The sequence below is a fragment of the Xanthobacter sp. genome (assembly GCF_041911315.1).
Classification (GTDB): domain Bacteria; phylum Pseudomonadota; class Alphaproteobacteria; order Rhizobiales; family Xanthobacteraceae; genus Xanthobacter; species Xanthobacter aminoxidans.
The window spans coordinates 1-16696 of sequence record NZ_JAYRPE010000037.1; the positions used below are offsets into that span (position 1 = coordinate 1).

Sequence of the window (16696 nt, forward strand, 5' to 3'; positions counted from 1 at the left end):
CGTCCGCCCTCGCCGTGCCGCCCCAGCACGCCGGTGAGGTCGCGGGCGAGGTCGGCGAGCACGGCGCGGGCGGTCGCCTCGTCACCCATGGGTTCGGCGAAGCGCCGCTCCGCCACATAGACGGGCAGGGGATTGAGCGGGGAAATGGGCGGAGAGGCGGCGCCGCACAACTCGTCCAGCCGCTCCACCAGGGCGCTGCCGAAGCGGGCGGCGAGGGCCGCGCGGGGCTTGCCGGCGATGTCGCCGATGCGCACCAGCCCGAGATAGGAAAGGCTGCGCGCCGCCTCCGCATCCAGGCCGAGTGCCTCCACCGGCAAAGGCGCCACGGCCTCCCGTTCGCCTCCCGCCAGCACCACCCGACCCGGCCTCCAGTGGGCGAGGGCGAGGGCAGCTCGGGCGGTGCCTGCCACAGCCCCGCAGGCGGTGAGACCGGTGGCGGCGAGCCGTTCCGTCATGGCAGACAGTAGGTCCGCCTCGCCACCGAACAGATGGGCGCAGCCGGTGATATCGAGCACGATGCCGTCCGGCCCGGACACGGCGACGAAGGGCGTCCAGCGCTCGCACCACGAGGCGATGGCGGCGAGCAGCGTCGCGTCCGCCGCCGCATCCGCCTCCACCGCCTCGATCTTCGGCACGCGGGCCTGCGCATCCGCCAGCGTGAGGCCGGGATGGAGCCCGAGGCGGGCCGCGGCGGCGTCCACCGCGGCGAGGCGGCGGGCATTGGCCTTCACCTCGACCGTGACCAGCGGCGGGTCAGCCGGTGCGGCGCCAGCCGACGACATGCGACGTCCCCGCCGGCTGCGGTGCAGCCGGTCGGTCGGCAGGCGCGGCAGGAAGAGCGCGGCGAGGCGTCGGGACGAAGCGTCGGGCATGGGCATTCCATTCCACGGTGAATCGGCCGGTGGGGCCGAGGCGGTTGCGCTCGATCTCCAGCGCGAAGGCGGGTGGGCCGAGGCAGAAGGCCGGCACATCCCCCGTCACCCGGGAGGGGGCCGCGGCGACCCGCCAGCGGGTGGCGGCGGCGGAGGGACCGGGGTCCGCCCCCGGCCGCAGTAGGAGGGACGGCACACCGGAGCGCTCGCTGCGTAAGGCGAGGCGGCGGGTGGCGGTGAGATCGATGAGGCGCGGGGATCCCCAGGGCTCGGCCACCACCAGCCCGAGGGCGCCATGGCCAAGGGCTTCCTCTGCGGCGCCCAGCGTGTCGGCGGCGTCTGCTGCGGCCACCAGGATCAGGCGGGACGGATCGAGCCCGAAGGCGGCGCAGCCGGGGCCGTAGATGTCGCCGCCCTCCAGCGCCGCCATATCCTGCCGCACCCACAGCACCGGCTTGCGGGTAGCGGCCGCGAGCGCGAGGGCGAAACCGAGCACGGCGGCGGCATTGCCCTTCTCCGCCGGAAAAGCCTCGTGCAGCGCATCGCGGGCGAGGCCACCCCCCAACGCCTCGTCCAGCGGCCCCCCAAGGGACAGGCGCGGCCGGGCAGGACCGTCCGGAGGGCCGGACAGCCGTTCCATCTCGACGATGCGGCGGCGAAGGGCCGCCAGATCCTCGCGGGGAGCCTGCTCGGGGTGCATGGATGAAGGATCAATGTTCCTATTTTGTTCTCTTTAAAAGGACTCCGGGAGGGCGGAATGTCAACCGTATGGAGGTCCGGCAGCAGGGCCTGCGGGGGCTGGAGCGAGCCCTTCGCAGGCAGGTGAAGCGGCGCGGTCTTGTCCCCATGATTCACAGACAAGGTATCCTGAAACCGTTGTTGTGAGGTGCAAACCTCCCCTTAACGCCCCCGCCCTAGTGTCCTCGAAACGGCGCCGGTGCTGCGGATTTCGGATTCCCATGTCTTCCTTCAACCGTCCTCCGAGACCTCTTGCGTATCCTTCCTACGCTCCGGACGACTCGTTCGATCCACCAGCCGATTCCGGCACCGAACGTGGCCTGCCCTCGTTCTACGAGCGGATTCCGGAATACGACCCGGCCATCCACGACGGCGCCTTCGAGGCTACCGAAACCCACAGCTGGATCGACCTGGAGCTGGTCCCGAGCTGGCTGCGGCCGTTCACCCTCGACGCCAACACCCGCTTCACCCGCACCCCGGACCATCTGCTGCGTCCCCGCGAGCCGGGCGCGGCCCCGTTGCCGCCAGTCTTGCCGCAGGTCCCCACCCCGGTCACGACCCAGGGGTCGAGCCGCGGCTGGCACTTCCTGTTCGAGCCGGCGGACGACGTGGTCCAGCCGGTGGCACAGCCCGTCGCCAAGCTTGCGGATATCCCCGAGGAGACCGCCTTCGCCGCGCCCGCCTCCGCGCCGGAAGAGGTGACGGCGGCTCCCGTCGTCCTGCCTCCCGTCGAGGAAGAAACAGCTGAGGCCTGCGAGGCTCCCGCTTCCGAGGTCGCGCTTGCAGAGGCTGCCCCGGGCGAGGAGTTTCTGACTGAAACGACAGCGCCTGTGCTCCTTGAAGCCGACACCGCGCCGCAGGCTGTGGCCGAGGCGGCTTCGGAGGTCGACACGGCTGATGTCCCCGACCACCTCTGGAGCCTGCTGCGCCTCGTCGTTCTCGGCCGCGCCGCCACCCCGCCCGCTCCGGCCGGGGAGCAGGACCTCGATCCCGCGCCCGCAGAGACGGTCGATGCGGAAGACGACCTTGTGAAGAACGAGGACACGGCTTTCGAGGCGCTGTCCGATACCGAGGAGGCTGCCGACTTCGACGAAGACGAGGTCTTAGAGGCGGCCGCCTCCGAAGAGGATGAACTCGAGGATGACGAGCTCGAGGATGACGCGTTAGAGGACGAGGACTCCGAGGATGATGAGGTCGCCGAACTGGACGGCGACACGGACGACGCCGAGGAGGAGGACGAAGAGATCGACCTTTCCGAGGACGACGACGAACTGGACGAGGACGACACGGCACTCTCCTCCGAGCTGGAGGAGGATGACCTCGAAGACGACGAACTCGAAGACGATGCTTTCGAGGACGCGGAGCTGACGGAAGACGAAGAAGACGAGGAAGACGAGGAAATCGACGCCGAACTCGACGAGGAAGAAGCGGAAGACGCCGCCGCGCTTGAAGACGACGATCAGGCTGATGACGAGGCCGAAGCCGAGGACGAATCCCTACCCCTCGCGGTCGCGCCGATCCTTTCGGGTGAGGCGTTCGCATCCTGGCGGCCCTACCAGCAGAGCATCAGCGCCCAGTTCTTCGGTGCCCTGCATTCGGCTGCCACGTCCGCTCCCGCGACCTCGGCAGCAGTGCCTGCAGCGTTGGATGCCGTCGCCCCCGTTCCGGTGCAGGCCGTTGCAACCCTCCCGCCCGATCTCGCGCCCGCAGCTGCGGAGGGCACGGAAGGCCCCTATTTCCTCCCGCCCCTCGACCTGCTGCGCGAGCCGCCGGTGGTGGAGCCGGACTATGAGCTGTCCGAGGAATTCCTCGACCAGTCCTCCACCATGCTGCAGCAGGTGCTGCGCGATTTTGGCGTGCGCGGCGAGGTGATCGATGCCAATCCCGGCCCGGTCGTCACGCTCTACGAGTTCGAGCCGGCACCGGGGGTGAAGTCCTCCCGCGTCATCGGCCTGTCGCCGGACATCGCCCGCTCCATGAGCGCCGTTTCCGCCCGTGTGGCGGTGGTGGAGGGGCGCAACGTCATCGGCATCGAGCTGCCCAACCGGCGGCGCGAGACCGTGTGGCTGCGCGAGCTTCTGGCGAGCCACGAATTCGCCGAGGCCCATCCCAAGCTCGGTCTCTGTCTCGGCAAGACCATCGGCGGCGTGCCGGTGATCGCCGACCTCGCGCGGATGCCGCATCTGCTGGTCGCCGGCACCACTGGCTCCGGCAAGTCGGTGGCCATCAACACCATGATCCTGAGCCTGCTCTACCGGCACACGCCGGAAGCCTGCCGGCTCATCATGATCGACCCGAAGATGCTGGAACTCTCGGTCTACGAGGGCATCCCGCACCTCCTCACCCCCGTCGTCACCGACCCCAAGAAGGCGATCATCGCGCTGAAGTGGGCGGTGAAGGAGATGGAGGAGCGCTATCGCAAGATGAGCCGCCTCGCCGTGCGCAACATCGACGGCTACAACGCCCGCGTCCGCGAGGCGGCGGCCAGGGCTGAGATCATCACTCGCAACGTCCAGGTGGGGTTCGATCGCGAGACCGGGGAGGCCCTGTTCGAGGAACAGGAGATGGACCTGACCGCGCTGCCTTACATCGTCGTCATCGTGGACGAGATGGCCGACCTGATGATGGTGGCGGGCAAGGAAATCGAAGGCGCCATCCAGCGCCTCGCCCAGATGGCCCGCGCCGCCGGTATCCACCTCGTGATGGCGACGCAGCGGCCCTCCGTGGATGTCATCACCGGCACCATCAAGGCCAATTTTCCCACCCGCATCTCCTTCCAGGTGACGAGCAAGATCGACAGCCGCACCATCCTCGGCGAGATGGGCGCGGAGACGCTGCTGGGGCAGGGCGACATGCTGTTCATGGCCGGCGGCGGCCGCATCAGCCGCGTCCACGGCCCGTTCGTCTCCGACGGCGAGGTGGAGAAGGTCGTCGCCTTCCTCAAGGCCCAAGGCGGGCCGGACTATATCGACGAGGTCGTGCTGGACGAGGATGCCGTGGCCGAGGACGATGACGAGGCGGTGTTCGACCGCTCCGGCATCGCCGATGCGGGCGGCGACCTCTACGAGCAGGCTGTGGCCATCGTCATGCGTGATCGCAAGGCCTCCACCTCCTACATCCAGCGCCGTTTGCAGGTGGGCTACAACAAGGCCGCCTCCCTCATGGAGCGCATGGAGACCGAAGGCATCGTCGGCCCCGCCAACCACGCCGGAAAGCGCGAAATCCTCACCTTCTCGCGACCGGGGTGAGGTTCGCTCCACCGGCGATCCTCCACCCTTGCCTCCCGCGCGCCCTGGGCTACCTTGTCCGCTTGATCCGGGCCAACCGGACGCGCGGTCGGGGCGCGGGATCGGGAGACGTTCAGTGGTGCAACCCTTCAGCGTGGTCCAGGGAGGCCGCATGGCTCAGGCATGCGCGGTCGGGCTGCGCAACATCTCCATCGCCTTTCCCGGTGCCAGCCGTGCGGCTTCGCCCTTCGTCGCGGTGCAGGGCGTCAATCTCGAGGTTGCGGATGGCGAGTTCGTCGCCATCGTCGGCCCTACGGGCTGCGGCAAGTCCACCTTGCTCAACGCGACGGCCGGCCTGCTGAAACCGGCCTCCGGCACGGTCACGATCCACGGCAAGCCCCTCGCCGGCCTCAACCGCGCGGCCGGCTATCTCTTCCAGGCCGAGGCCCTATTCCCGTGGAAGACGGCGCTCGACAACGTGGCCATCGGCCTCGAGGTCTCCGGCACCGACACGGACGAGGCGCGCGCCCGCGCCCGCAAGTGGCTGGCCCGCGTGGGGCTCGCGGCCTTTGCCGATCGCTATCCCCACCAATTATCCGGCGGGCAGAGGAAGCGCGTGGGCCTCGCCCAGGTGCTGATCCGCGATCCCAAGATCCTGCTCATGGACGAGCCGTTCGGCCCGCTCGACGCCCAGACACGGCAGATCATGGGCAACCTGTTGCTCGATCTGTGGAGCCAGGACCGCAAGGCCGTGATGTTCGTGACCCACGATCTGGAGGAGGCGATTTCGCTGGCCGACCGGGTGGTTATCATGGGCGCGGGGCCGGCCTCGCGCATCATCGGCCAGTGGCGCGTGCCGATCCCCCGACCGCGTGACATCGATGTGCGGCTGGAGCCCGCCTTCCACCACCTTCACCGCGAGATCTGGGCGGCGCTGAAGGATGAGGTGGTGAAGGGATATCGCCAGTCCGAGGTCGCGAGCTGAATCATGCGCAACCGTTTCACGCTGTTCACCCTGCAGGTGTTGGTGGCGGTGGTGCTGATCGCCATCTGGCATTTCGGCTCCACGGTGAAGGTCTCGATTCCGGCGCTCTCGCCGAAGCCCTTCTACCCGCTCGACCCCTTCTTCTTCTCGACGCCGATCGCCGTTTTCGAGAGGACCTTCAAGGACTTCTACACGGGGGTGATCTGGTATCACCTCGGCATCACGCTGCTGGAGACCATGCTCGCCTTCGCCATCGGCGCTTTCGGCGGTGTGCTGGTGGGCTTCTGGTTCGCCCGCAAGGCGGTGATCGCCGCGGTGTTCGACCCCTATGTGAAGATGGCCAATGCGCTGCCGCGCGTGGTGCTGGCGCCCATCTTCGCCTTGTGGCTTGGGCTCGGCATCTGGTCCAAGGTGGCGCTTGGCGTCACGCTGGTGTTCTTCATCGTTTTCTTCAATGTCTATCAAGGCGTTAAGGAAGTCAGCCCGACGCTGCTCGCCAACGCCCGGATGCTGGGGATGAGCGAGCGACAGCTCATGCGGAACGTGTTCTGGCCCTCCGCGCTCACCTGGATGTTCTCCTCGCTCCATACCGCCGTTGGCTTTGCGCTAGTGGGGGCGGTGGTGGGGGAATATCTCGGCTCGGCGGCGGGGCTCGGCTATCGCATCCACCAGGCGGAAGGGGTGTTCGATGTCACCGGCGTGTTCTCGGGCATGCTGGTGCTCTCCATCTTCGTCATCATCATCGACACGGTGGTGAGCGCAATCGAGAACCGCCTGCTCGTCTGGCGCCCCGCGCCGGCGACGCAGGCGTGAAGAAAAACGGGAGGAAAATCATGAAGATGCTCAAGCTCGCGGTGGCCGCCCTCGCGCTCGCCTTCGCCGCTCCTGCGGCGGCCCAGCAGGCCGCCAAGATCGAGAAGCCGAAGCTCACGCTGGGCGTCGGCGGCAAGCCGCTGCTGTATTATCTGCCGCTGACGATCGCCGAGCGGAAGGGCTTCTTCAAGGAGGAGGGGCTGGACGTCGCCATCAACGATTTCGGCGGCGGAGCCAAGTCTTTGCAGGCACTTATCGGCGGCTCCATCGATGTGGTGACGGGGGCTTACGAGCACACCATCCGTATGCAGGCCAAGGGCCAGGACATTGTTTCCGTTATCGAATTGGGCCGCTTCCCGGGGATCGTGCTGGTGGCGCGGAAGGATCGGCCGATCAAGTCGGTGAAGGACCTGAAGGGGGCCAAGATCGGCGTCACCGCGCCGGGCTCCTCCACGAACTTTTTCGTCAATTTCCTGATGGCGAAAGATGGTCTGAAGCCGGATGATGCCTCCTACGTAGGTGTCGGTGGTGGAGCCTCGGCTGTGGCGCAGATGAAGCGTGGCGAAATCGACGCCATGTCCAATCTCGACCCCGTCATTACCAAGCTGGAAGACGACGGGGACGTGATTGTTCTGGCGGACAGCCGAACGGAAGCCGGAAACGACAAGATCTTCGGCGGAGCGAACCCGGCCGCCGTGCTCTACATGAAGCGCGACTTCATGGAGCAGAATCCGGTCACCACCCAGAAGCTCGTGAACGCTTTCTACAAGGCGCTTCAATGGCTTAAGACCGCCACGCCCGAGGATGTGGCGGCGGTGGTGCCGGAGGAATATCTGCTCGGGGACAAGGCGCTCTACCTCAACGCGGTCAAGAACTCCCTGCCGATCTATTCGCGCACCGGCCTCATCCCCGAAAAGGGCATGCAGAATGCCCTCAACATGTTGGTGGAGTTCGATCCTGAGCTGAAGGCGGCGAAGATCGACCTCGGCAAGACGTTCGACGGCACCTTCGTGGCGAAGGCGGCGGCAGGCAAATAGTCCGGCCCCGGTTCGGGTGTGTTTCACCACCTTGCCGGTGGGCGTTCACCCCCGGTATCGGGTGGGTTCGGCAAAAGGTTCAGGAGCGGCGGGCAAAAATCTTCCCCGCCGCCCTTGAACCGCCGCGATTGATCCCTATCTTCCCATCAACCCCAGCCGATGGATGCGGCGCGCTTTTGAGCGCAGACGCTTCCGGGAGACGGACGGATGTACTCCGATCCCGCCTGAGCAGATTGCACCAAGGCATGGGGCGTTCGTTCCTCCGCTTTCCATTTCATGGATGTGCGGAGGGGCGAGCCGAGCGGACAAGTTCGTCGACGGCCTTCTTCGTTTCCTTCGGGCCGCGACGCAAAAGCCTTCCCCAAGTACGAACCTGTCCTGAACTGCGTCCCGTTGCGCCGTGACTCTCTTGTGGTCGCGTGTCGCCGGGACGATCGGCGCTTTTCGGGAAACTCCCGGAGAGCGTTTCCACAGGAGGCCTCCATGGCCACGGGTACTGTCAAGTTTTTCAACGCCCAGAAGGGTTTCGGCTTCATCGTTCAGGATGAGGGCGGCCCCGACGTGTTCGTCCACATCTCCGACGTGGAGCGCTCCGGCATGTACAGCCTGAACGACGGCCAGAAGGTCTCGTTCGATGTCGTCCCGGACAACCGCGGCAAGAGCAAGGCTGCGAACCTCGCCGCCCTCTGACGCGCTCAAGCGTTGAATTAAATGGCCCGGCTGTCTCACGACGGCCGGGCCATTTTCGTTTCAAAAGGGCCTCAGCGCAGCACGTAGACGGTCGCGCCCACGCGCACGCGGTTGTAGAGGTCCACCACGTCGTCGTTGGTCATGCGGAAGCAGCCCGACGACACCGCCTGCCCGATGGTCTCCGGCTCATTGGAGCCGTGGATGCGGTAGAGGCTGGAGCCGAGATACATGGCGCGGGCGCCGAGCGGGTTGTCGATGCCGCCGGGCATGTAGCGGGGCAGATCGGGGCGGCGCTTGAGCATCTGGGAGGGGGGCGTCCAGGAGGGCCATTCCTTCTTGGCGCTCACCGTCTTCACGCCGGACCAGCGGAAGCCGTCGCGGCCGACGCCGATGCCGTAGCGGATGGCCTGGCCCCGCGCCGTCACATAATAAAGGCGGCGCTCCGAGGTCATGATGACGATGTTGCCCGGCGCATATTTCGGGTCGATGGAGACCATCTGGCGGCCGATGGGCGAAGTGCTGCCCACCACGCCGACATTGCCGCCGCCGAAGAACTTGTTGAAATTGAAGATGTCGTAGCGATCGTCGGCCTTGGCCGAGCCCGTCGCCACCAGCGCGGCGATGCCTGCGAAAACAAGCGATTTCAGCTTCATCATGGCTCTGCGTCTCGGATGGACCGGAGCGCGAACGACCATCGAGCACGCCCGGAAACGTCGGCAACACCGCTTTGTCGCCACAAAACGGACAAGACTGCAACCGCTTTGTGGCGAACGGGTTCCCGTCCCACGGGAGTGTGAAGCCGTCTTCTCCTAACGCGCTACCATCCCTGAAGTTGCTGCCGCAGCGGCAGCAAAGGCCGCGAGCGTGGCGTTGAAGCGGTCCGCCGCCTCGATGAAGGGGGCGTGGCCGACCCCCGCATAAAGGTCCAGCCGGGCGCCGGGAATGGTCGCGGCGATATGCTCCGCCATGGCCGGGGCCACCACCTCGTCCAGCGCGCCCTGGGCCACCAGCACCGGCACGTCGAGGCGCTTCAGCAGGTCTTCATACTCCGCGGTCCGGCCGAACAAGGCGGAGCGCACCTGCTGCGGCACCATCATGTTCACCGCCAGCAATTGCTCGAACAGCGGCTGGGGGATGGGGGCGGCGAAGCAGCGGCGCAGGAAGGTGCGGGTGGCCGCGATGTTCTCCTCCACATCCGTGCTGCACATGAGGCGCATCAGCCGGTTGCAGGTGCCGTAGAAGCGGCGCTCGTTGGCGGTCACGGCATCCACGAAGACGATGCCGCCGATGCCCGCCGTGCCATGCACCGCCAGATAATCGCCGATGATGCGCCCGGCATAGGACCAGCCCACCAGCACCGGCCGCTCCAGCCCCCAGCCGCGGATCACCGCATCCAGCTCCCCCGCCCACACCTCGGCCGACTGGTAGGCGGCGGGATCGGACGGACGGTCGGAGGCGCCATGGCCGCGGAAATCGTAGGTGACGAGCCGCAGGCCGGCCAGCGCCGGGCTGGATGTCTGCCGGTTCCAGCACAGGCCGGATTGGGAGAAGCCATGGATGAACACCACCGGCGTGCCCCCGGGCGGGCCGAAGGCGGTGCTGGCGATGCCCACGCCATCGGGGGTGAGGATGCGGCGGACCTCGCGGTCGGCGGGAGGAGGGGTGGTCATGGCAGGGTTCCGGCGCGAGGTGTTCGGCGACCGCTTTAGCATCGCCAGGGCGCGGGCTTAAGGGGGACACCGCATGCAGGTTCGGGGATTCCGCACCGGCGTCATCCCCCGGCTTGTCCGGGGGATCCACCGTGCGACCGGGTTGGCTTTCGGTTCTGAGGCAAGGAGCAAAAGACGGAGTGGATGCCCCGGACAAGCCGGGGCATGACGGCGCGGGCGGAGAGAGTGGCTTGCGAGTGCGCGCCCCTCCGCCCCCGCGCGCCGCCTTTGGGGCGCCATGTGGCAGTGCTATACAACGCCTTGCACAGCACAGCTCGAATCGAAGACCAGCATCACAAGGAGAGGCGACGGAATGCGCACCTCAGCCGTGACACGCACCGCCCACCGCCGGACGGTTCTCGCCGCCCTTTCCGCCCTTGCGCTCGTGCCCGCGCTCGTCATGCCGACGGTGGCCGATGCCGCCAGCGAGCGCTTCATGGTGCTGGGCCTCCCCTTCTTCAAGCCGTACCGGGCGGCCATCGCCACCCTCGATGTGGACGGCGCCGGCAAGGTCTCCGGCACACTCGCGCCGCCGTCGGGCGATGCGCGGGCCGCGATTCCGGTGTCCGGCACGCTGGCCGGCGGGGCGCTGAAGCTCACCATCGGCCAGGGGGACGACAGCTATGCCCTCGCCTTCACCGAGAACCAGCGCGGCCTGCACCACATCTATGAGGAGACGGCCGCCATCCCCGGCCTCGCGGCGGTGGCGGTGTTCCGCCCGGAAGGTGGCTTCTCCGAGCCGGCGCTGGTGCTCCAGCATGACGAGGACAATTGGTGCGGCCTCGTCACCGGCGGCCTCGCCGTGGACCTCAAGGCGGCCGACCTCGCCCGCACGCCGGTGGCGCCTGCCGAGCTTGCCGACATCGATCTCGTGGTCACGCCCCAGCAGGGCGGCACCGCGAAAGTGAAGCTGAAGGAAGCCTGGAGCCGCCTGCGCCTCGCCGCCCGCGACGGCGACGACGTGTCGGTGGACGTGGCCGTGCCGCTGGGCGCCGAGGCGAAGATCGCGCAGGAGCTGCGCAAGGTGCCGCTGGTGGCCACCGTCACGCTGCCCTCCGTGTGCGGGGAGATGGCGTTCGCCGCCGTTCCGCGCGCCAAGCTGATGGACGGCGACAAGGTGTCCGAGGCGAAGCTCAAGGCCTATGGCGACGCCATGCTGGCGCGCGTCCTCTCCGGCGCCGCGCCCGAGGGCGGCAACGGCACGCGCAAGTTCAAGGTGGCCGGATCGGTCGTGCCCGGCGAGGCGGGGCCGGCCTACAAGGCCACCGTCTCCGCCGAATCCGAGGCGAGCCGCCTCGCCAAGGGCAATTGGGACCAGTTCACCGTGCTGCTCCAGCCGGTGGTGACGCCGGCGGATACGGCCGCCTCGGTGTCGCTGGTGCCCCTCGTCATCGATCTCAAGGTGGCGAAGAAGTCCGGCCCGCAGGCGCCGGCGGATGCCGCCTTCAAGCCGGCTGATGATTCCACGCAGGTGGCGGCCATCAGCCACCGCCTCGTCTCCTACATCGCCGCCGCCGAAGGCACGCGGTGCAGCTTCCTGACCCAGACGGCGTTCGACGAGCCGGACGGCAGCCTCTCCTGCACCAACCTCGCCCTCGACGACGTGAGCGCCGCCGACGACAACTGAGGCTGTCCGCCCCGGGTGCCGCGCGGGCGGCTGAAGCTGTGCCGCTTTCCTGATCTTGCGAAATGCCCGGCCCCGTGCCGGGCATTTCTGTTTCCGGTGTTTAGTCACGCTTGGCGGCGGTGCCGTTCCGTTCAAGTTATGAACGGTCAAGCTGTGCGATATTTGTGATCCATTACTTTTCGGAAAGTGCTTGCGTCGGGCTCAAGCTGCGCATTGACGCCGCGATTGCTTCTGTTTTGTAATGTTCGTCATCGGAACCATCCTCTCCACCCTCCGTTCTCTGACGGGGACACAAGAGAGGATACGAACCGATGAACACTCGTCAGCAGGGCGGATCCGGGAACTTCGAGAACGATCGCGAGCGCGCCTCCGAGGCCGGCCGCAAGGGCGCCGAGCAGGCCGCCCAGAACCGCCAGCAGGGCGGACAGGGCGGCGACAACCGCCAGCAGAGCCAGCAGGAGCACGATCGCGGCCAGCAGGGCGGCTCGGGCAACGCCCAGGACCGCGAGCGCGCTGCCGAAGCGGGCCGCAAGGCCGGGCAGGGCATGCCGGAGGAGAAGCGCTCCCCGCAGGCTCCCGACGACGCTTCGGACGCCGCCCGCAAGGGCCAGCGCTGAGGCTGAACGGGGCGCGGCCTGGAGCGCGATCCGAGCGGATTTCGATCCGCGCGGTGAATCGCTCTCTACTCCAAGAGAGAGGCCGCGCCCCTTCCCATTCCTATCCCCGGGAGGTGCCACATGGGCTTTTTCTCCAAGGACATCCATTCCATGGACGATCTGTTCGTCCACACGCTGCGCGACATCTATTATGCCGAGAAGCGCATCCTGAAGGCGCTTCCGACCATGATCGAGAAGGCGCAGAATTCCACGCTCCGCCAGGCCTTCCAGTTCCATCTCGGCGAGACCGAGGGGCATGTGAAGCGGCTTGAGGAGGTGTTCCGCATGCATGGCGTCGAGGCCAGCACGGTGAAGTGCCCGGCCATCGACGGCATCATCGCGGAGGCCGAGGAGATCGCCTCCGAGGTGGCGGACCAGGAAGTGCTGGACGCGGCCCTCGCCGCCGCTGCGCAGGCGGTGGAGCACTACGAGATCACCCGCTACGGCACGCTCATCGCCTGGGCCAAGCAGCTCGGCCGCAACGACTGCGCCGCCGTGCTCCAGCGCAACCTGGACGAGGAGAAGGCCGCCGACGCCAAGCTCACCGGCCTCGCCGAGGCCAAGCTGAACATGCGCGCCGCCGAGTAGGGCGCCGCTCCTCTCCCCACGAAAACCCCGCCGGTCCGCCGGCGGGGTTTTTTGTTGGAAGCCGGGCGCGCGAGCCTAAATGGGCCAGCGTCTGTTGGGTGGGGTATGGCGGCAAGGAAGTAGCCGCGAAGGATTAAGAGCGCGCCTGCCGGTGAATAGGGGCGAGCGCTGCGCTTATGGCGCGGCGCCGTGTCCAGCTGAAGATCAGTTGTTCTGAAGGCGTCGCCGGCGCGGAATGGTGGGCGATGCAGGGATTGAACCTGCGACCCCTCCCGTGTGAAGGGAGTGCTCTCCCGCTGAGCTAATCGCCCGCGCCATTGCGAGGAGGGCCGTTTAGAGCCGCAGGGCCTCCCCTGTCAAGGGCGGGCGCGATGAGGACCGCGCCTGCCTGTGGATCATTCGGGCCGGAGCCCGCGCCGAAGTCCGGCCGGAACTTACGCCGAAGCGTTGGCCAGCAAGGCGTCCACCGCCTCTTCCAGCTGGTCGAAATGGTGGATCAGCCGGTCGGCGCCGAGTTCGCCGGGCGGCGTCTCCGTGTAGCCGAAGGAGACGGCCACCACCGGCACGCCGGTGGCGCGGGCGGTGAGCACGTCGGTGATGCTGTCGCCCACCATGATGGAGCGCGCCACGTCCGCCCCCGCCGCCGAGATGGTGGAGAGGAGCGGCAGCGGATCGGGCTTGGAGCGGGGATAGGTGTCGGCGCCGGTGATGACGGCGAAGCGCGGCGTCAGCTCCAGCGCGTCGAGCAGCAGGCGGGCGAGGTGCTCCAGCTTGTTGGTGCACACCGCCAGCGCCACGCCCTTGGCCTCCAGCCGGTCCAGCGCTTCCAGCAGGCCGGGGAAGGGACGGGAGCCCACGGCGATGTTCTGCGCATAATGGGCGATGAAGCGCTGCGTCATCGCGGCGATCTCGTCGTCCGGCAGCGCGATACCCTCGCTCTTCAGCGCCCGCACGATGAGGAGGCGCGCGCCGCCGCCGATCATGTTGCGCGCCTCGGCGCGGTCCACGGGGGGGATCTTGTGGGCGGACAGCACGAGGTCGAGGGCGTCGAGCAAGTCGGGCGCGGTGTCCACCAGCGTGCCGTCGAGATCGAAGGCGACGAGCGGGCGGGGGGCGGGCTGTGTGAGTTGGGTCATCGGGCGCGGTCCTTCAGCGTGGCGGTATCGGGGCAGATGATATCCGCAGGTTCCGGTCGGCTGCCCCTTCCGTTGCGCTCGCGCCGGCAGCGGGGAAAGGGGCGATGAGGAGGATATCCTCGCCTTCTGCCTTAAATCCTGCCGCTTTTTCGCGCCAGCGTCGCGGGGATTCGAGGGCTGCGGCCCCGGCGCGCAGTTCACGGCTGCGCCCGGGCGCGCGGCCTGTCGGCCAAGGCCGACAGCGGAACAGTCAGGAGGCATGAATGCGGACCACTCCCCTTCGCACCGGGCGCGCGGCGCGCCGCAACCCGGTGGTGCTGCTCGCGGTGGCGGTCGCCGCCGCCGGTCTTGGCGGGATCGGCGCCGTCGTCGCCCAGCCCGCGGCCGCACAGGGGGCGAACGGGCCCGGATTCGAGTTCGCCGCGCCCCCCTCCGCCCAGGCCAACCGCGTCTACGGCATCAATCGCCAGACCGGCGAGATGAACGTCTGCCAGTTCGAGCGGCCCAACGCGGCCGGCGTGGGCGTCACCTTCTGCTTCGCCCAGGGCGAGGGCGCGGGGCCGCAGAAGGCCGGCAATTACGCGCTCATGCCCACCCATTACGAAGGGGAAACGGGCATCTTCCGGGTCAATCGGGACACCGGCGAGATGAGCATCTGCTACGTGCGTGAGACCGCGCGCGCCGCGGGCGGCACGGATTCGAGCCTCGTCTGCACCCCGGCGGCGCGCTGAGGCACCGCGCCGGCTTGTCGGCGGCGCCGATCGGGGCTAGAGCCGGAGCAGGGTGGTTCGACCGTCCCGCCAGACAAGAAGCGCCGTTGCGGCAAGGAAATCGAGGCAGAAATCCAATGGTCCACGCCGAAGACCTGAAGCGCCGGGCCGCCGCCCATGCTCTGACCTACGTGACCGACGGCATGCGCCTCGGCCTCGGCACCGGCTCCACGGCCCGGCATTTCGTCGAGCTTCTGGCCGAGAAGGTGCACGGCGGCCTCACCGTGCTCGGCGTGCCCACCTCCGAGCAGACTTTAGCCCAGGCGGTGTCCCTCGGCGTGCCGATCGCCACGCTGGACGAGGCCGGCCCGCTCGATCTGTGCATCGACGGCGCGGACGAGATCGGCCCCGGCCTCGCCCTCATCAAGGGCGGCGGCGGCGCGCTGCTGCGCGAGAAGATCGTCGCCAGCGCCGCGCGCGAGATGATCGTCATCGCCGACGCCACCAAGAAGGTGGACGTGCTCGGCCGCTTCCCGCTGCCCATCGAGGTGGTGGATTTCGGCGTCGGCGCCATAACCCGCCAGGTCATCGAGGCGATCCGCAGCGCCGGCTGCGCCGGTGACATCACCGTGCGCCGCGATGGCGACGGTCATCCTTTCGTCACCGATCAGGGGCACCTGATCCTCGACGCCCATCTCGGCCGCATTCCCGACCCCGCCGCGCTGGCCGCAGCGGTGGCGCAGGTAGCCGGTGTCGTCGAGCACGGCCTGTTCATCGGCCTCGCCCGGCGCGCCGTGCTCGCGGGCAAGGACGGCATCACCGAGCTGGAGCCCGGCAGCTTCTAGAGACTGACCCCGTTTCACGGACCCGGGGACAGTCTCCAGATCTTCGTTTGACGCGTTTCCTTCACGCGAACCGGTATCCACTTCGCTCGGAAACGCTTCTGGCTTTTTCCCTTTCCGGAGACTTCCATGCGTCACCCCCTTTCCGGCCGCTTCGTCCGGCAGCTTTTCCTCGCTGCGGCCCTTTCGGTTCCGGCAGCCGCGCTCCTCGCGCCGGTGGCCGAGGCCCAGACCCGTCCGGTTCCCCCCGCCGCCGCGCCCGCGGCCAAGCCGTCCCCGGCGCTGCTCCAGCTCGCGCGCGATCTGGTGACCGCCAACGGCGAGGCGCGGGCCTTCGACGGCGTCATCCCGAACATCGTGGACGGCGCGGCCCTTTCCTTCCTCCAGACCAACCCCGACCTCGCCAAGCAGCTCCGCGAAGTCGCGGTGCTGGTGCGGCCCGAGTTCGAGAAGCGTCAGGCCGAGGTCATCGACATCCTCGCCACCTCCTACGCCACCCGCTTCACCGAGGCGGAGCTGAAGGAGGCCATCGCCTTCTTCCGCAGCCCCACCGGCATCAAGCTGGTGCAGGACCGTCCGGTGATCGTGCAGGAAGCGGTGCAGGGCATCCAGGTGTGGGGCGCGCAGATCAACGCCCAGGCCGTGGAGCGCGTGCGCGCAGAGATGAAGAAGCGCGGCGTCGATCTCTGATCGCGCGGCGGTTTCAAAGGTCCGGAAAAGGCCGGTCCCGCTGGGGCCGGCCTTTTTCATTTCGCGCGCCGTCATCCCTTTGCGCGGTGATGCCTTGCGCCGTCATGCCCCGGCTCGTCCGGGGCATCCACCCCGCCGTCGGTCCGGTGCGCGATAAGGGATAGCCGGCCTGGCCACCCCGTGGATCCCCCGGATAAACCGGGGGATGACATCCTTCCTATGGGTTTGCTCCCGCCTAGGCTCAGGACTCATTGATCAGAGCCAGAAGATGACGACAGCTGCGATGCAGATGGCAGAGAAGAAGGTGTGAGCGCAACGGTCGTAGCGTGTGGCGATGCGGCGCCAGTCCTTGAGCTTGGCGAACAGGTTCTCGACC

Annotated in this window: 16 protein-coding genes, 1 tRNA gene and 1 pseudogene; 11 read left to right on the top strand and 7 right to left on the bottom strand. The window is 67.9% G+C overall.

Annotated features, from left to right (window positions below):
* Both ACE3QW_RS11760 and ACE3QW_RS11765 read right to left on the bottom strand, forming a co-directional pair.
* The coding region (locus ACE3QW_RS11760; RefSeq protein ID WP_374251654.1) for a DNA polymerase Y family protein at nucleotides 1-872 on the bottom strand (872 nt) is incomplete at its 3' end.
* Nucleotides 754-1572 (bottom strand): ImuA family protein, encoded by an 819-nt coding sequence (locus ACE3QW_RS11765; protein WP_374251655.1) that lies wholly within the window; start codon nucleotides 1570-1572, stop codon nucleotides 754-756. The genes ACE3QW_RS11760 and ACE3QW_RS11765, both read right to left, overlap by 119 nt.
* 259 nt (nucleotides 1573-1831) lie before the next feature.
* Between ACE3QW_RS11765 and ACE3QW_RS11770 the strand changes: the two genes are divergently transcribed.
* The 5 genes from ACE3QW_RS11770 (at nucleotide 1832) to ACE3QW_RS11790 (ending at nucleotide 8362) form a co-directional block, all read left to right on the top strand.
* A complete protein-coding gene (locus tag ACE3QW_RS11770; RefSeq protein ID WP_374251656.1) occupies nucleotides 1832-4858 on the top strand; it encodes a DNA translocase FtsK in 3027 nt (1008 codons plus the stop codon).
* A gap of 151 nt (nucleotides 4859-5009) precedes the next feature.
* Nucleotides 5010-5822, top strand: coding sequence for an ABC transporter ATP-binding protein (locus ACE3QW_RS11775; RefSeq protein ID WP_374251657.1), 813 nt, complete (start codon nucleotides 5010-5012; stop codon nucleotides 5820-5822).
* A gap of 3 nt (nucleotides 5823-5825) precedes the next feature.
* On the top strand, nucleotides 5826-6635 hold the full coding sequence (locus tag ACE3QW_RS11780; RefSeq protein ID WP_374251658.1) for an ABC transporter permease: 810 nt from the start codon (nucleotides 5826-5828) through the stop codon (nucleotides 6633-6635).
* A 20-nt stretch (nucleotides 6636-6655) separates the two neighbouring features.
* Entirely contained in the window at nucleotides 6656-7672 is a 1017-nt protein-coding gene (locus ACE3QW_RS11785; protein ID WP_024278307.1) for an ABC transporter substrate-binding protein, read from the top strand.
* A 483-nt stretch (nucleotides 7673-8155) separates the two neighbouring features.
* Nucleotides 8156-8362, top strand: a complete 207-nt coding sequence (locus ACE3QW_RS11790; protein ID WP_024278308.1) for a cold-shock protein — start codon at nucleotides 8156-8158, stop codon at nucleotides 8360-8362.
* A 71-nt stretch (nucleotides 8363-8433) separates the two neighbouring features.
* Here the strand turns inward: ACE3QW_RS11790 and ACE3QW_RS11795 are convergent, their stop codons facing one another.
* Nucleotides 8434-9018, bottom strand: coding sequence for a L,D-transpeptidase (locus ACE3QW_RS11795; protein ID WP_029559075.1), 585 nt, complete (start codon nucleotides 9016-9018; stop codon nucleotides 8434-8436).
* 153 nt (nucleotides 9019-9171) lie between these two features.
* Nucleotides 9172-10032, bottom strand: coding sequence for an alpha/beta fold hydrolase (locus tag ACE3QW_RS11800; protein ID WP_374251659.1), 861 nt, complete (start codon nucleotides 10030-10032; stop codon nucleotides 9172-9174).
* Between the two features lie 352 nt (nucleotides 10033-10384).
* Between ACE3QW_RS11800 and ACE3QW_RS11805 the strand changes: the two genes are divergently transcribed.
* From ACE3QW_RS11805 to ACE3QW_RS11815, 3 genes are all read left to right on the top strand, one after another.
* Entirely contained in the window at nucleotides 10385-11698 is a 1314-nt protein-coding gene (locus ACE3QW_RS11805) for a hypothetical protein (protein WP_374251660.1), read from the top strand.
* A gap of 311 nt (nucleotides 11699-12009) precedes the next feature.
* Nucleotides 12010-12315 carry a KGG domain-containing protein gene (locus ACE3QW_RS11810; RefSeq protein ID WP_374251661.1) on the top strand — a complete coding sequence of 102 codons (306 nt, stop codon included), beginning with the start codon at nucleotides 12010-12012 and terminating at the stop codon, nucleotides 12313-12315.
* Between the two features lie 120 nt (nucleotides 12316-12435).
* Nucleotides 12436-12942: a ferritin-like domain-containing protein gene (locus ACE3QW_RS11815; protein WP_029559072.1), complete on the top strand. Its 507-nt coding sequence runs from the start codon at nucleotides 12436-12438 to the stop codon at nucleotides 12940-12942.
* Nucleotides 12943-13178: 236 nt separating this feature from the next.
* Here the strand turns inward: ACE3QW_RS11815 and ACE3QW_RS11820 are convergent.
* Nucleotides 13179-13253: transfer RNA gene (locus ACE3QW_RS11820), tRNA-Val, on the bottom strand.
* Between the two features lie 123 nt (nucleotides 13254-13376).
* Nucleotides 13377-14078 carry a phosphoglycolate phosphatase gene (gph, locus tag ACE3QW_RS11825; RefSeq protein WP_374251662.1) on the bottom strand — a complete coding sequence of 234 codons (702 nt, stop codon included), beginning with the start codon at nucleotides 14076-14078 and terminating at the stop codon, nucleotides 13377-13379.
* A 263-nt stretch (nucleotides 14079-14341) separates the two neighbouring features.
* Here gph and ACE3QW_RS11830 point away from each other — a divergent pair, with 263 nt between their 5' ends.
* The 3 genes from ACE3QW_RS11830 to ACE3QW_RS11840 all read left to right on the top strand — a co-directional run bounded on the left by ACE3QW_RS11830 (nucleotide 14342) and on the right by ACE3QW_RS11840 (nucleotide 16320).
* Nucleotides 14342-14809: a hypothetical protein gene (locus ACE3QW_RS11830; RefSeq protein ID WP_051679326.1), complete on the top strand. Its 468-nt coding sequence runs from the start codon at nucleotides 14342-14344 to the stop codon at nucleotides 14807-14809.
* 116 nt (nucleotides 14810-14925) lie between these two features.
* Nucleotides 14926-15633, top strand: a complete 708-nt coding sequence (rpiA, locus tag ACE3QW_RS11835) for a ribose-5-phosphate isomerase RpiA (RefSeq protein WP_024278317.1) — start codon at nucleotides 14926-14928, stop codon at nucleotides 15631-15633.
* A 126-nt stretch (nucleotides 15634-15759) separates the two neighbouring features.
* Entirely contained in the window at nucleotides 15760-16320 is a 561-nt protein-coding gene (locus tag ACE3QW_RS11840; RefSeq protein ID WP_029559067.1) for a DUF2059 domain-containing protein, read from the top strand.
* Nucleotides 16321-16575: 255 nt separating this feature from the next.
* On the opposite strand, the pseudogene ACE3QW_RS11845 reads toward ACE3QW_RS11840, so the two are convergent.
* Nucleotides 16576-16696: pseudogene (locus tag ACE3QW_RS11845) on the bottom strand (IS5/IS1182 family transposase); the annotation flags it as partial.